The organism is Streptococcus sp. NSJ-72, from assembly GCF_014334035.1.
Lineage (GTDB): Bacteria > Bacillota > Bacilli > Lactobacillales > Streptococcaceae > Streptococcus > Streptococcus constellatus.
This window is the reverse complement of the sequence record NZ_CP060489.1, coordinates 1-15381: the sequence shown is the minus strand read 5'-3', so window position 1 is coordinate 15381 and position 15381 is coordinate 1. Positions and strand designations below refer to the sequence as shown.

14 protein-coding genes and 2 pseudogenes are annotated in these 15381 nt (G+C 32.5%); 1 reads left to right on the top strand and 15 read right to left on the bottom strand.

Features of this window, described 5'->3' with window-relative positions:
- Positions 1-77: 77 nt before the first annotated feature.
- The 12 genes and pseudogenes from rplQ to ychF form a co-directional block, all read right to left on the bottom strand.
- Positions 78-245: pseudogene (gene rplQ, locus H8787_RS00075) on the bottom strand (50S ribosomal protein L17); the annotation flags it as partial.
- Positions 242-410: pseudogene (locus tag H8787_RS00070) on the bottom strand (transposase); the annotation flags it as partial. The pseudogenes rplQ and H8787_RS00070, both read right to left, overlap by 4 nt.
- Before the next feature lie 224 nt (positions 411-634).
- Positions 635-2605, bottom strand: coding sequence for an ATP-dependent zinc metalloprotease FtsH (gene ftsH, locus H8787_RS00065; protein ID WP_187327974.1), 1971 nt, complete (start codon positions 2603-2605; stop codon positions 635-637).
- A 20-nt stretch (positions 2606-2625) separates the two neighbouring features.
- On the bottom strand, positions 2626-3168 hold the full coding sequence (gene hpt / locus H8787_RS00060) for a hypoxanthine phosphoribosyltransferase (RefSeq protein ID WP_020997510.1): 543 nt from the start codon (positions 3166-3168) through the stop codon (positions 2626-2628).
- 5 nt (positions 3169-3173) lie between these two features.
- Positions 3174-4451 (bottom strand): tRNA lysidine(34) synthetase TilS, encoded by a 1278-nt coding sequence (gene tilS, locus H8787_RS00055; protein ID WP_039677726.1) that lies wholly within the window; start codon positions 4449-4451, stop codon positions 3174-3176.
- A complete protein-coding gene (locus H8787_RS00050) occupies positions 4448-5728 on the bottom strand; it encodes a serine hydrolase (protein WP_187327973.1) in 1281 nt (426 codons plus the stop codon). Before H8787_RS00050 ends, tilS begins: the two co-directional genes overlap by 4 nt.
- The gene (locus H8787_RS09970; protein WP_006268873.1) at positions 5721-5849 is read right to left on the bottom strand and encodes an SP_0009 family protein; all 129 of its coding nucleotides are present in this window, start codon (positions 5847-5849) and stop codon (positions 5721-5723) included. The genes H8787_RS00050 and H8787_RS09970 overlap by 8 nt, the downstream gene beginning before the upstream one ends.
- Before the next feature lie 2 nt (positions 5850-5851).
- Complete coding sequence (locus tag H8787_RS00045; RefSeq protein ID WP_003071674.1) at positions 5852-6220, bottom strand: septum formation initiator family protein; 369 nt, start codon at positions 6218-6220, stop codon at positions 5852-5854.
- Positions 6213-6479, bottom strand: coding sequence for an RNA-binding S4 domain-containing protein (locus H8787_RS00040; RefSeq protein ID WP_187327972.1), 267 nt, complete (start codon positions 6477-6479; stop codon positions 6213-6215). Before H8787_RS00040 ends, H8787_RS00045 begins: the two co-directional genes overlap by 8 nt.
- 79 nt (positions 6480-6558) lie before the next feature.
- A complete protein-coding gene (gene mfd, locus H8787_RS00035) occupies positions 6559-10053 on the bottom strand; it encodes a transcription-repair coupling factor (protein WP_187327971.1) in 3495 nt (1164 codons plus the stop codon).
- 3 nt (positions 10054-10056) lie between these two features.
- Positions 10057-10626: an aminoacyl-tRNA hydrolase gene (pth, locus tag H8787_RS00030; protein ID WP_187327970.1), complete on the bottom strand. Its 570-nt coding sequence runs from the start codon at positions 10624-10626 to the stop codon at positions 10057-10059.
- Between the two features lie 72 nt (positions 10627-10698).
- Entirely contained in the window at positions 10699-11814 is a 1116-nt protein-coding gene (ychF, locus tag H8787_RS00025; RefSeq protein ID WP_006270350.1) for a redox-regulated ATPase YchF, read from the bottom strand.
- Between the two features lie 146 nt (positions 11815-11960).
- On the opposite strand from ychF, the gene H8787_RS00020 reads away from it, so the two are divergent.
- Complete coding sequence (locus H8787_RS00020) at positions 11961-12461, top strand: YehR family lipoprotein (RefSeq protein ID WP_003071664.1); 501 nt, start codon at positions 11961-11963, stop codon at positions 12459-12461.
- Positions 12462-12547: 86 nt separating this feature from the next.
- On the opposite strand, the gene H8787_RS00015 is transcribed toward H8787_RS00020, so the two are convergent.
- The 3 genes from H8787_RS00015 to dnaA all read right to left on the bottom strand — a co-directional run bounded on the left by H8787_RS00015 (position 12548) and on the right by dnaA (position 15381).
- Complete coding sequence (locus H8787_RS00015) at positions 12548-12745, bottom strand: DUF951 domain-containing protein (protein WP_003071662.1); 198 nt, start codon at positions 12743-12745, stop codon at positions 12548-12550.
- Positions 12745-13881: a DNA polymerase III subunit beta gene (dnaN, locus tag H8787_RS00010; RefSeq protein ID WP_187327969.1), complete on the bottom strand. Its 1137-nt coding sequence runs from the start codon at positions 13879-13881 to the stop codon at positions 12745-12747. Before dnaN ends, H8787_RS00015 begins: the two co-directional genes overlap by 1 nt.
- Positions 13882-14037: 156 nt before the next feature.
- Entirely contained in the window at positions 14038-15381 is a 1344-nt protein-coding gene (dnaA, locus tag H8787_RS00005) for a chromosomal replication initiator protein DnaA (protein ID WP_187327968.1), read from the bottom strand.

Below are 15381 nucleotides of genomic sequence, written 5' to 3'. Positions count from 1 at the left end.
AATCCTAGCGGTAGACCAGAGCTAGACTAAGAGTAACTTGACTCCATCATCATAACACTCAACAAAATTGATAAAAATTATACTAATTCAATGATAGCCATTGGCGCTGCATCACCACGACGTGGTTCAGTTTTAAGGATACGAGTATATCCTCCTTTACGTTTTGAATAACGAGGTGCTAAATCAGAGAATAGTTTTTGAAGGGCAGTAGTTGAAGTATATTTTGCTGTTTCTTCATCGTGGCTTCATAGATGGTCACGCTTTTTCGCTCACATAAGTCCCGTATGATTCTTCCGATACTTGCTTTGTATCTACCGTAAATGAGCTGACGACGATACTTGGGGGACGAAAACAATATGATATTTACAATTCCACTTGGTATGTGATAAGCTTTCATTAGCCTCTCTCATGGACTACCTCTTTTGTGATAGTTAGTAGTGGCAGGGAAACCACTTCTATATTGGCATTTTAGGAGGTTCTTTTCTTACCACGATAAAAGCTAACCGGAACTACTAGTACAGCTAGTGGTTTGCAAGAGACAATAATGCAAGAGAGGACGAACTTCGTCCTCTCTTAATGTTAACTGATATCAAACTTACTACAGTTGACAATGAGCCATTTTTGTATTTTAAACTTATTCTGGCTTTTGCTCTTCCATTTGGGATTTCACTTCATCATAACTCAAAGCATGCGAAGAACTTACACTTGGTTCATCAGGCATTTCGCCAGTTTCATACAATGATTTAATTTGATGACTATCAAGTGTTTCGTATTTAAGAAGAGCTTCTGCAATCAATTTATGCTTTTCACGATTGGATTGGATAATTTCTGCTGCTTTGTTGCGCGCTTCATTAAGCAAATTACGTACTTCCTCATCAATTTCATATGCAGTCTGCTCGGAAATTGATTTTTGTGGACTTGCAGCACCAAACATTGCATGGTTTCCTTCATATTGAACTGGACCGAGTTTTTCACTCATACCATACTCTGTTACCATCGCACGTGCCATTTGTGTAGCTTGCTCAAAGTCATTTGAAGCACCTGTAGTTTGGACATTGAAAATAATTTCCTCAGCAACACGTCCTCCCATCAATCCTGCAAGTTGTTCCTTCATATCTTCTTTAGATAAAAGAGTTTGATCTTCTTTCGGGAGAGCAATCATATATCCACCCGCACGACCACGAGGTACAATAGTTACCTTGTGAACAACACGTGCATTTGATAAAACAAGCCCAACAATTGTATGTCCTGCTTCATGATACGCAACAATTTGACGATCACGTTGTGAAACTGTCTTATCTTTTTTAGACGGTCCTGCGATAACTCGGTCCTCTGCTTCATCAATATCAGAAGCATCAATAACTTTTTTATTCCGACGTGCTGCAACAAGAGCCGCTTCATTTAAGACATTTTCCAAGTCAGCACCAACAAAACCAGGCGTTTGTTGAGCAACTAGTTCTAAGTCAACATCTTCTGCAAGAGGTTTATTTCTAGCATGAACACGCAGAATAGCTTCACGACCCTTCACATCAGGCTGACCAACCAAAACTTTTCGATCAAAACGACCGGGACGAAGAAGAGCTGGGTCTAAAACATCACTTCGGTTAGTAGCAGCAATGACGATAATTCCTTCATTACCTTCAAAACCATCCATCTCAATCAAGAGTTGATTAAGGGTTTGTTCGCGCTCATCATTTCCTCCACCGAGACCGACACCACGTTGACGACCAACAGCATCAATTTCATCAATAAAGATAATCGCTGGAGCTGCCTTTTTTGCATCTTCAAAAAGAGAACGAACACGACTAGCACCGACGCCAACAAACATTTCAACGAAATCTGAACCTGAAATACTAAAGAATGGAACACCTGCTTCTCCAGCAACAGCTTTAGCAAGAAGGGTTTTACCAGTTCCTGGAGGACCTTCAAGAAGAACACCAGCTGGTATACGAGCCCCTAGTTTTGTATAACGTTTAGGATCTTTTAAAAATTCAACAACTTCAACTAATTCTTGTTTTTCTTCTTCCGCACCTGCTACATCAGAAAAGCGCACCTTTATATCTTCTTTATTTGTCGCACGAGCTTTATTACGTCCAAAACTCATAGCTCCACGCGCTCCGCCGCCTCCGCCTTGGTTCATCATAGAAAACAGGAAGAAAGCAAAGATAGCAAATGGCACCAGAGTAGTCAACACCTGAATCCACACACCGCTTGAACTTTCACGTTTAATAGTGATTTCAGTTCCCTTAGCTGAAGCTAATTTTTGTAATTCAGATACTGTTAAATCTGAAGGCAAAATAACACTAGTAAAGCGACTTACAGATGTAGAAGAGGGAGTAAAAAACTGAATACCCGTGTTATCTTTTACTTTCTTTTCTTTCTTATAAGTACCTGCAACTTCAATAACACTACCATTTGGTTGATAGCTAATATCCTTTACATTTCCATTTTTAATTTCTTTAACTAGCTCAGTATAGTTAATTTGTTGACTACGACCTACAGAACTTCCAGCTGAAAAATACTGAAAACCTGTAATAACAACAACAATAATTAAAATATATAAGAAAGGATTTTTTATAAAACCATTATTTTGTTTATTTTTCATCTATCTATCAATATACCTTTTTATTTTGTATAAACTTCTTCTTTTAAAACACCTACATAGGGAAGATTCCGATAATTTTCATCAAAATCAAGACCATAACCGACTACAAATTCATTTGGAATCGTAAAGCATGTGTAATCTGCTTCAATATTAACTTTTCGCCCTTCAGGCTTATCCAAAAGTGTGGCAATTTTAACAGATGCAGCCTTTTTTTCTTTAAATAATTCACAAAGACTTTTCAATGTTTTTCCTGTATCGATAATATCCTCAACAAAAAGAATATGACGTCCAGTAACATCTTGATCAATGTCTTTTATGATATTAATCACACCACTACTAGCAGTTCCGCCATGATAGCTTGACACTAACATAAAATCCATTTCAATGTGGGTATCAACATGCTTTATCAGTTCTGCCATAAAAGGAATAGAGCCCTTGAGAATTCCTACAAAAATAGGATTTTGCCCCTCATAATCACTAGTTAATTGAGCCCCTAGTTTTTGGGCTGCTGTTACGATCTCATCATGTGAAACCAAAACTTTCTTAATGTTTTGTTCTAGCATCTCTTTTACCTATCTAAATTTTGTATATAAAGTTTGTTATACATTATATCATTTTTTTGACTCTTACTCAAATCACTTGTTACGATTCCAGCAATTGCTAAAATTTTTCCATTTTGCTCAATAATAATAGCATTTTTTCTTTGATCTATAGGGATTTTTTGATTAATAAAATAACGACGAAGCTTTTTATGGTGTTGGTTCAAAATAATTTCATCTTGTTCTTTTCTATGTCGAAGTAAAACTTCTGTTTCACGTGAAACAAACACTTCTTGGATTTCTTTGCCACGAAGTTCTTTTCCAAAAGAAAAGCGATAATGACCATATTCCACAATGTCGTTATATTTTAACAAAATTGAATCTTCTTTTAAATCAGACTGTGGACTGATTTTACGAATCTCAAAATAATCATAATTTTTATATAATTCATAATCTGATTTAATCAATTGAGAATAGTTAGATTTTTTATTCAAAATAGTTAAAAGATCAGCGAACTGTGCTTTGCTTACTTGTAAATCAGGAAATTTCTTTAAATAAGTCTGTAGCAAAAAACTTTGTACACAATAAGGTTGGTATTGGAATTCCTTTACATTTGTTAATTCAATATTTTTCGTTAAATATGCTAATGCATCTTGCATTTGAGAAATCTCTGTTCCCAATTCTATTAAATGTTTTTTTAGTTGTGGATTTTCTTTTTCCAAAATTGGGAAATAATCGTTTCGAATCCGATTGCGCAAGTAATGATTTTCTTGATTTGTCCAATCTTCAAAGTGAAAAATAGTAGGGAAATCTGATTTTTGAAAAGAAAGCAACGGTCGTATCAATTCTCCATTTGCAAATTTTTGTTTTTCTTTCATTCCTGAAATATGAAATAAACGACTGCCACGCAAAATTCTCATAAAAATTGTTTCTGCTTGGTCATCAGCATGATGTGCTGTTACTAATGCTGTACATTGTTCCTCTTTCATGATTTTTTTGAAAAAAGTATACCGAAAGTCACGTGCTTTTTGTTCTGAAAATGGACCAGAAAAACTCGATGTAAAAATCTTTACACCAAGTTTCTTTGCTATTTTTTTTAGTTCTTCTTCCTCAAAATCAGATTCTTTTCTCACTCCATGATTAATATGAGCAAGTAAAATTTCTACTTCTAATTTTTCACGATACTTATAAAGCCAGTCAAACAAGGTCATAGAGTCTAGTCCACCAGAAATAGCAAGTAAAATTCTTCTATGATATTTAAAATAGCCTTTTTTTTGCACCAATTGAAAAAATCGTTGTTCCATCATTTCAAAACCTCATAAATATCATCTGCTATTTGAGAAATGGTATCATAATCAGAATGATTTGTAAAAATAGACAGAACAAAAGGAGAGCTGGCATAAACAAGAGCAACATCATGCTTAAAATCATAAGCATCCCCAATTTTATGGGCAACTTTTACATTTATATTTTTAGAAATACGCTGCTCATCAAAATTTGTTTGCGATAATGCATTGATAATATCACCATTTTGTTCATAGATAGCTTCCATCACATTTCCTGCCATCTTTGCTGAAGCATTGCGTTTTTCCACATCCCACTTTTTCCCAGCAATTTGCTTAATTGTTGTTTGATAAGTACTGTCTGATTGATTAGTAATATAATATCCTAAAATATTTGTAGCTGCATTATCTGATTCTTTTGCAATATGGTTCATCAAATCTTGAATGCTGTAGTCCTTATTATCTGATTTTTTAGAAATGCTTCCACTACCTTCGGTATCATAAGCACCTGAATAGTCATTTACAGCAGGGATATATTTTAAACCAGAGGATAGCCTATATTTTCCTTCATTTAATTGCTTCTGAGCATAATAAAGAATAAGAAGTTTTGCTACACTAGCAGAATACATTTCCACGTCTGGGTTAATACCAGCAGTTTTTCCAGAATTTAGTTGTTTTACATAGATAGAATAGTGTGTTTTATTGTACTTACTTCTTAAAATTTCTTGAACTTTATCCATACGATTGTCTGTATCAGACAGATATTTCATATCAATCCAACCTTTGCCTTCAACATAAGCATACTTTCCCGATGCTGTCTCAGCCAGTTGAGTAATTTTCACTGAATGATAAGGTAGCAGATTTGTCTTAACTTCTTTTGTTCCGTTTACAAAAGCTTGATTATAAACTACAAATGACGGCTTGAGCCACATTGTTTGAGAAACAACTATGCTTGATTGAACAACATCATCATAAATCATTCGTTTATCAGCAGGAACGAATTTTCCATCAGCGAGTTTAAATACTGGAATACCTTGTTCATTGACCTGTAATTCAGAAAGTTTAATTGATGTATTCGGAGTTAAATTCCCAGCTACTTTTTCCAATTTTAATGATGTATAAGTTGGGATTTGCTCATAAACATTTGGATTTGTTGGAAGATTAGTATAATAGTTACTGTATATCGTACTAGTGATTTCATACTGTTGCTTTGCAGTCAGTTCTACATCTTGTTCTGTACTTACTACTATGTTTGCAGTGAAAAATGCCGGCAACAATAATAAAAATAATAACTTACGCATAATCTCCCCTTTCCTTTTTGAACTCTTCTAATTTCAAAGCTTGATTCTTTTTGGACAACTCTTCTAATTTTTCATCTGAAAACTCCAAAAATTGTTCAACTGTTTGTAATAAATTTTCCATTTTTACTGTGGCAACAATCCTGGGATTGTATAAACACGTTCTCCTTGCTTAGAATAATAGTATTTGGCGCGTGCATACTTAGCAGCATATTCTTCATCTTTTAATTTATTAGCAAAAGCTTTTTGAGATTCTTTTTCGTTACTTATTTCTTCATATTTCTTTTGCAAATGTGTCAATTGTGATCGACGTTCTAGTAAATTTTGATAACTTTGAATCAAATTAAATGTCGGTAAAATAAACAATAAGATGACCAAAATCAATACCCAACCCATAAAGCGATTCTGTTTTCTTCTTTCCTGCTCTAAATAACGGCGATGTTGATTTTCATCTCGTATATAGCGATTATTTAATTGAATAATATTTCTAGCCATCTACTTCTACCTTTGTTTCTTTTATAATGTCATACATTTTAGCGGCGTCTTCTTTTTTCGTGCTATCTTTCATTTCCAGAACACGGACTAATAAAATTTTATTTCCAAAACGAATCTCTATTTCATCATTGATTTTTAAATTTGCTGAACTTTTAGCTAAAATTCCATTTACTTTGATTCTTCCCTTATTGGCTACTTCTTTAGCGATAGGACGACGTTTTATAATACGGGATACTTTCAAATATTTATCTAATCTCATAAAGTTACCTCAATTTATTATTTTACCATTTTTTAAAAAAATATTATAGATGAAAGTAAAACTTTACAGAATTGTAAAGTTAGCAATCTTTCTTTTGATTTTTAATTTCTACTAATTTTTCAGAAAATTGCAGAAGTTCTTCTAAAATTTTATAATCTTTTTTATTTTTTACATTAAATATAACTTCAATCAATCCTTTATTTTCTGAAATTCTTGCTTGTAAATCTGTTACGGAAAGGGCTTCAAAATAATCTTGGGTTAAGAAAAAACGTTGAGAAACTTTTTCAAACCGAACCACTACAGATTGTTGTTTTCTCTCAATGAGTTGCACAAAAACTTGATCTAAATAAAATTTTATAAGACCAATTTCCAATAGAAAGGCAACAACATCTGGATATTCTCCGAAACGATCAATCAACTCATTCTGTAATTCTTCATAATTTACACGACTGTCAATCTCATGAATCCGTTTGTAAATTTCAATTTTTTGCCTTTCATCAGCAATATAATCACTAGGAAGATAGGCATCAATTTGTAAATTAATTTCAGCATTTCCTTTTTTCCTTTTTGTCTCTTTTCCTTGTCTCTTAGCAATAGCTTCCTCCAGCAATTGAGAATACATTTCAAATCCAACAGAATCAATAAAGCCAGACTGTGAACTCCCTAAAATATTTCCTGCACCACGAATGGATAAATCACGCATAGCAATTTTAAAACCAGAACCCAATTCTGTAAAACCTTTTATAGTTTCTAAACGTTTTTCAGAAACTTCTGTTAAAGACTTGTCAGGATGATACATGAGATAAGCATATGCAATACGATTGCTACGACCAATACGCCCTCGCAATTGATATAAAGTTGATAATCCCATGTGATCTGCATTTTCAATAAAAAGAGTATTAACATTAGGAATATCAACACCAGTTTCAATAATCGTCGTTGTTACTAGAAGATCATATTCCCCATTGATAAAATCAAGTAAAGTACTTTCAAGAAGAATTTCACTCATTTGACCATGCACATATCCAATAGAAGCCTCTGGAATCAGTTCTTTCAATTCTGAAACTTTTTGCTCCATTGTGTCAACTTTATTGTAAAGATAGTAAATCTGCCCCCCTCGATCCATTTCTCTTAAAACTGCATCTCTAATGACTGTTACATTATTTTCTAAAACATAGGTTTGAACTGGATAACGATTTGTTGGAGGAGTTTCAATAACTGATAAATCACGTATACCTAACATAGACATGTGAAGCGTACGAGGAATAGGGGTCGCCGTCAAGGTTAAAACATCAACTTTCGTTTTCAACTCTTTTAATTTTTCTTTATGTTTAACTCCAAAGCGTTGTTCCTCATCAATAACAATGAGTCCCAAATCAGCAAATACAATATCTTTTGACAGGAGGCGATGCGTTCCAATAATAATATCCACCTGCCCTTTTTTTATTTTTTCTAAAATTATTGTTTGTTCTGATTTACTTTTAAAACGACTTAATACTTCAATATTAATAGGAAAATCATTGAAACGTTCCTTAAAATTCGTATAATGTTGTTGTGCTAAAACCGTAGTGGGAACTAAAATTGCCACTTGTTTATGATCGTTTACTGCTTTAAAAGCAGCTCTCATAGCTACTTCCGTCTTTCCAAAACCAACATCTCCCACTAAAAGACGATCCATAGGATGATCACTTTCCATATCTTTTTTAACTTCTTTTATAGAACGCAGTTGATCTTCTGTTTCTACATAAGGAAAATCATTATCAAATTCTTGCTGATAAATATCATCACTAGAAAACGCAAATCCCTTTAGTTGACTTCTTTCTGCGTAAAGTTTGATTAAATCCTCAGCAATATTTTCGACCTGATGTTGCACTCTCTGTTTATTTTTTTGAAAACGCCCATCATTTAATTTATTAAGCTTAGGCGCTTTACCATCACTTGCAACATATTTAGATAGTAAGTGAATCTGATCAACAGGAATAGAAATACGATCTGCATTTTGATATTGAATAGTAAGATAATCACGATGAATTCCTGAAATTTCAATCGTTTCAATTCCTAAATATCGACCAATTCCATGAACATTATGAACAACATAATCTCCTTTTTCCAGCTCATTATAATTTTTCAAACGTTCAGCATTAGAAATATTTTGCCTGCGAATTTTTCGTTTTACTTTTTTTTGCAGAATATCATATTCAGTGATCAAAACGATTTTTTCGTCTATAAAATCAAATCCTTGAATTAAATGTCCTTTTACTAACTGAACAGTATGTTTATGAATCTTGGCATCATTTACATAATCAAGTGGAATTTCATATTCTTGTAAAGTTTTATGTAAACTTTGTAAAGACAATAAAGAATTTGATTGTATAATAACTGTATAGTTAGATCTTTTATATCGACTAATTTCCTCTTTCAAAAGCTGAAATTGACTAAAAAATTCCTGCATAGGATACTCATTAAACTGATAAAGAGAATCAAATTTTAAATTTCCTAATCCTTTATGAAAATTTGAAAAGAAGGTAGCTGGTTTATACTTTCTAAATATTGAATATGTATCTGCAAAATAAGATTGATTTGCAACAGCTTTGCTTTTTTGTAAACTTTCTGTCAATAAATTTGTTGCTTCTAATTGAAATTGAGCATTCTTATTCATAATCTTTTGAAAGTCATCAAAGAAAATTGGGCTATGTTTTGGAAGATAATCAAGAATTGTCCATTCATTTTGATAAAAATAAGACAATAATTTTCTAATATCAGCATGTTGAGTCTGTTCTTTTATACTAGTTAAAATTTCCTCTAAATAGGATTTCAACGTCAAATCTACAGTTTTTTCTATAAGATTTTCTATTTTTTTCTGTGCATTTCTATAATCTACTTTAGTAAATATGATATCTGTAGCAGGATGAATACGCACATGTTCTACATTTTGAATAGAAATTTGATTTTCAGGATTAAATAGACGAATACCATCAACTTCATCACCAAAAAATTCAATTCGAAAAGGCATTTGACTAGAGCGCTCAAAAATATCTAAAATATCACCTCGAAGACTGAACTCCCCTTGATTCAATACTTGTGATACTTGTTTATAACCTGAATTTGACAATTGATGAATTAAATCTTTTAATTCATATTCACTTCCTATTTTCAAATTAATATAAGCCGAATTAAAGTTAATGGGATTAGGTAAAAATAGTTGACTAGCAGCCACATTAACTATTAAAAATCCTGATTGTTGAGAATCTAATAAGAAATCTAGAGCTTCTAGACGAGCAAAAATCTTTTCTTGAGAAGAGAAGACAAACTCAGCTAATGGAGTATCATCTGCAAGAAATGTATATACTTTTTCCTCTCCCAACAATCCAATCAAATCACTAGAAAGTTTCTCCGCTTCACTATAACTAGACGTTAAAATCAGAATTTTATGATTCTCCTCTACACAAGAGGCCATGGTGATAGCCTTACTTGAAGATGACAATCCCATCAATAGTTGTCGAGTTGATTTATTTAGATTTTTTTGCCAATCAGCTATTTGTTTATTTTGATTAAAAAACTCAATAATATCCATTTTTTATCCATTGTATTGTTGCATTGTTTGTTCAAAATCATTAGACTGTAAATAACACTTTACAGCATCGTCAACCTTGTCAAGTGTATTTGAAATTATAGCATAATCTTCTTTTGCAAATTTTCCTAGCACATGGTGAATAATTGTCATATTATTTTTGGGACGACCAATACCAATTTTAATTCGTTTAAATTCTTGAGTTCCAATATGTTTAATAATTGATTTGATACCATTATGCCCACCAGCAGATCCTTTCGTCCTAAGTCGTATTTTTCCTACTTCCATATCTAAATCATCGTAGATAACTACTAAATCCTCAATATCTAATCCATAATAGGATAACAGAGCATGAACAGCCTTCCCACTCTCATTCATAAAAGTTGTCGGTTTTATAAAATACACTTTCTCACCATTAAAAAAGGTAGAAGCTAGTTCTGCTTGAAAAATTTTATCAACTGTAAATGTTAATTGTTTTTCTTTACATAGTTTGTCAACCATCATAAATCCGATATTATGTCTTGTTTCAAAATATTTTTCTCCAGGATTTCCTAACCCTACAAACATCTTTACCATTTTTTACCTCCAAAAAGACCAAAAGGGCTGGAAAAGTTTTTCCAACCTTATTTATATTTAATTTACATTACTTTACACATTAAATCTAAATTCCATAATATCGCCATCTTGAACGATATATTCTTTTCCTTCTTCGCGTAGCCGTCCTGCTTCCTTGACTGCTTTTTCACTCCCATATTTTACTAAATCATCATAAGACATGGTTACAGCACGAATGAAGCCTTTCTCAAAGTCTGAGTGAATAATTCCAGCTGCTTGTGGTGCTTTTATGCCACGTTTAAATGTCCAAGCTCGAACTTCCTTTTCTCCTGCTGTAAAATAAGTTCCAAGTCCTAATAAATGATAAGCTGCTCTGGTTAATTTATCAACTCCAGATTCATCTAAGCCCATTGCTTCTAAAAATTCCACCCTATCTTCATCATCAAGTTCAGAAATTTCTTCTTCAGCACGCGCAGATATGACAACTACCTCTGCATTTTCAGTTGCTGCAAATTCGCGAATTTGTTGAACATAATCAATATTATCAGGATCTGCTACCTCATCTTCACCAACATTAGCAACATAAAGCACTGGTTTTGTGGTCAATAAAAATAATTTTTTGACAATCTTTTGTTCTTCCTCATCAAATTCAATGGTACGAGCTGATAAACCATTTTCCAAAACTGGCTTAATTTTTTGCAAAACATGAAACTCAGCTACTGAATCTTTATCTTTTTGGGTTCGAGCAACTTTTTCCACACGTGCATAGCGTTTGTTGATACTTTCCAAATCTGCTAAAATCAACTCAAGATTAATTGTTTCAATATCAGCCATTGGGTCAACAAAACTCGACTCACGTCCTTGCTCACGCATAACATTTTCATCATCAAAAGCCCGCACTACATGAACGATAGCATCTACTTCACGAATATTAGCTAAAAATTTATTACCAAGGCCTTCACCCTTCGACGCTCCCTTGACAATACCTGCAATATCTGTAAACTCAAACGTTGTTGGTACAGTCTTTTTAGGAACAATAAGTTCTGTCAACTTCTGTAAACGGACATCTGGTACTTCAACCATACCAACATTAGGGTCTATCGTCGCAAAGGGATAGTTAGCTGCTTCTGCTCCCGCTTTTGTAATTGCATTAAATAAAGTGGATTTTCCAACATTAGGCAATCCCACAATTCCTGCTGTTAAAGCCATTTCGCGCTTCCTTTCATCTTTTCAATTCAATAAATCATTATACCATATTTACAGCCATTTGACTTACAACTTAATCATTTTAATAAAATATTGCATTTACCTCATAAAAATATTATAATTTTATTAAGCTATAGGAGGTAAATACCATGAAAAAAAGTTATTTTAAACAATTGTTACTTGGCTTTGTTACAATTGTTTCACTAATTATCCTTGGAGCATGTGGAGCCCAAGAAAAAACAATGTCATTCCAAAGAATTGATCAAAATTTACAATATGACTTACGATTAACTTATTATTATAAAGGAGATATTGTCACAAAACAAACTACTGATTCATTTTGGTCTTATAAAACATTAGGAGCTACTAAAAAAGAAGATGTTAAAGATAGAATTGATAAAGCTTCACAAATGTATCAAAATATTAAGGGGATTAAAGAAAAAGTTGTTTATGAAGATAAAGGAGTTAGAGAAAGTTTAGAAATTAACTTCAATAAAGTAGACTTTGATAAATTAGTAAACTTACCTGGAATGTACACAGATAAAAATACAAGAAAATCTAAAAAAGTTAGCATGAAAGCTAGTAAAAAGTTCTTAACAAGTAAAGGTTTTAAAGAAGTTACAGATGGTAAATTTGAAAAATTAAAATAAAATTAAAACGGGTGGTTTATTTGTCTTGCACCTTACGGAGCGAGACGGACTGAAAGTCACATAATTATGAAAAAAGTTCTAGGAAATTAATTTCCTAGAACTTTTTTCAATTTTCGTCCAAAATCATATCGGCTCATCATCACAATATGTTGACAATTTGTACAGCGAATTTTAATATCTGCACCTACTCGAATAATTTCCCAACGATTTGCTTTTTTGCCTGTGGATTTAATGATACAAGCATGTGGTTTTTTCATTTCAACAAAATTTCCTACATTATACATTAATTTGTTCTCACTGGTGTAATCAATTGAATAAAGTTTTCTGTGTCATCATTTGGTACCAAAGTGAATGGGCGAACAGCTGAAATAAAGCTGATTGTAACTTTTTCACTGTCAATAGCTTTTAAAGAATCAATTAAATAAGTTGGATTGAAACTAATGGTTAAATCTTGACCTGAAATACTTTCAGTATCAATTTCTTCATTCACACGTCCAACTTCAGGGGAGTTAACATGTGCACTAACTACACCATTTATAATTTCTAATTTTACTGTTCCATTTTGAGTCGCATTTGAAAGAAGACGTGCACGTTCCATTGCATAACGAAGATTGTTAGTATCAAAAGTAATTATGTTATTAAAATCAGTTGGAATTAAACGATCGGTATCAGGATAGTTTCCTTCAAGAAGCCGTGTATAAAAGCTAATATTTTCACTTCTAAAGAGCAATTGATTATTTGTGAAGTAAATTTCTACTGTTTCAATATCATCCGTAAAAACGGCTGAAAATTCACGTAAAGAACGACTAGGAATAACAACATCAAAGTTATCTCCATTTTTTTCTAAAATAATTTGCTTTTGACTCATCCTATGAGAATCTGTTGCAACTGTCTTTAAATTTTTATTTTCTGTTAAGACAAAATGAACTCCTGTTAAAATCGGACGACTTTCTTGTGTACTAGCCGCAAAAGCTGTCTCATTAATGATATTTTTAAGAACACTTGTTTCAAGAACCAAGGGATTACTTGCTGAAATTTCTTGAATACGAGGATATTGATCTGCATCTTTTCCTTTTAAAGTGATTTCTGATTTTCCACTTGTTAGGACAATCTGCTTTTGATCAATTTCTTTAAAATCAAGTGTTATATCAGGAAGACTTGATACTACATTGATGAAAAAAGTTGCTTCAAGTAAAATAGAGCCCGAAGAAGTTACTAAAAGCCCTGCATTTTCGTTTTTAATTGAAATAAAATTTTCAATAGAGATTTGACCATTAGAGCCAATCAATGTAATCCCTTCATTTGTGACATCAATTTTTACTGTAGAAAGAATTGGTATAGCATTTTTGTGACTAATAGCCCGCTTGGTGATATTTAAAGCTTGTAAAAATAAATTTTTATTGATTGAAAAGTTAATCATAGAAACTCCTTTTATTATTTTATGATTATTAAGTTAGTAGTAATAGTAGTTTGTGTGAAACTTGTGGAAAAGTTTTCAAATTAGTGTTCGAATGCAGAAATAAACTTGTTTATAAATTGTGAATAACTTTAACTCTTTTTCTACAGTTATACACAATTATTTGATTTTATTCTTTATATTTTCTATTTCTAAGCGAAGATTATCATCTGTTTCGAGCATTGTTTTAATTTTTCCATGAGCATGTATAACTGTCGTATGATCTTTGCCGCCAAATTCTCTTCCAATTTTTGGAAGGCTATTATCAGTTAACTCACGAGCAAGATACATAGCTACTTGTCTAGCAAGAACAATATTTTGAATACGACGACTTCCTTTCATTTCTTTAACGCTAACGCCATAGAAATTTCCAACTTCTGTTTGGATTTTATCAATTGGAATAACTAACATTTGACTTGCATCTTGTTTTCGAGCTCGAATAGCTTCAGCAGCAACATCAATTGTAATTTCTTTAAGATTTTTCACTCTGGCCATGAGAGAAATATCATTTAAGGCACCCTCTAAATCTCGAACATTTGAATCAAATTGACCTGCTAAGTATTCCAAAGTATCATTTGGAAAAATATAGTCTAAATCTTCTATTTTATTGCGTAAAATGGCAACTCTTGTTTCGAAATCTGGTGGGGTAATATTTTGAGTTAATCCCCATTTAAAGCGCGTGACTAAACGTTCTTCAAGATTGTCCAGATGATCAGGACTACGGTCACTTGTTAGTACAATTTGTTTATTATCTCCATGCAAAGCATTAAAAGTATTAAAAAATTCTTCTTGAGTGGAAACTTTCTTTCCTCCTAAAGATTGAATATCATCAATCAATAAGAGATCAAGGCTTCGATAAGTTCTCTTAAAGCTTTCCATTTCACCTAATCGAAGGTGTTCTAAAAAGTCGTTGATAAAAGTCTCAGCAGGAATGTATTTTACTCTGGCATCTGGTATATTTTCTAAAATTTGATTTCCAATTGCGTTTAGTAAATGGGTTTTTCCTAAGCCTGGACCACCATAAATAAATAACGGATTATAAGTTGTTGCCAAATTTTCAGAAACAGCAAGTGCAGCTGATAGTGCCCAAACATTTCCATCACCTTGAACAAAATTATCAAATGTATATTTTGTTTTTAAACCAGTTTCAATAGGAGGAAGGCTTGGTGTAATTACTGAATGATTTGTATTTGTTGACTGATTAACCTCATCCTTCTCTTCTTGAAAGATATAATGCATTGTAATTTGATTATTGTACACTTCAAAACCTGCAGTAATGATAACATCTGCTAAATTTTGTTCCCAAAATAATTGTTTGACTGTACTATCGAGAAGTATAGTAGCTTGAAAATTTTCAACTTTAATTAATCGAGCTCCTGCAACGAAATAATCATACGTATTTTTTTTGATTTGTTTTTGAGCTAATTCTAAAACACGCGCCCAAAAATTAGCTTCTTGTGACAT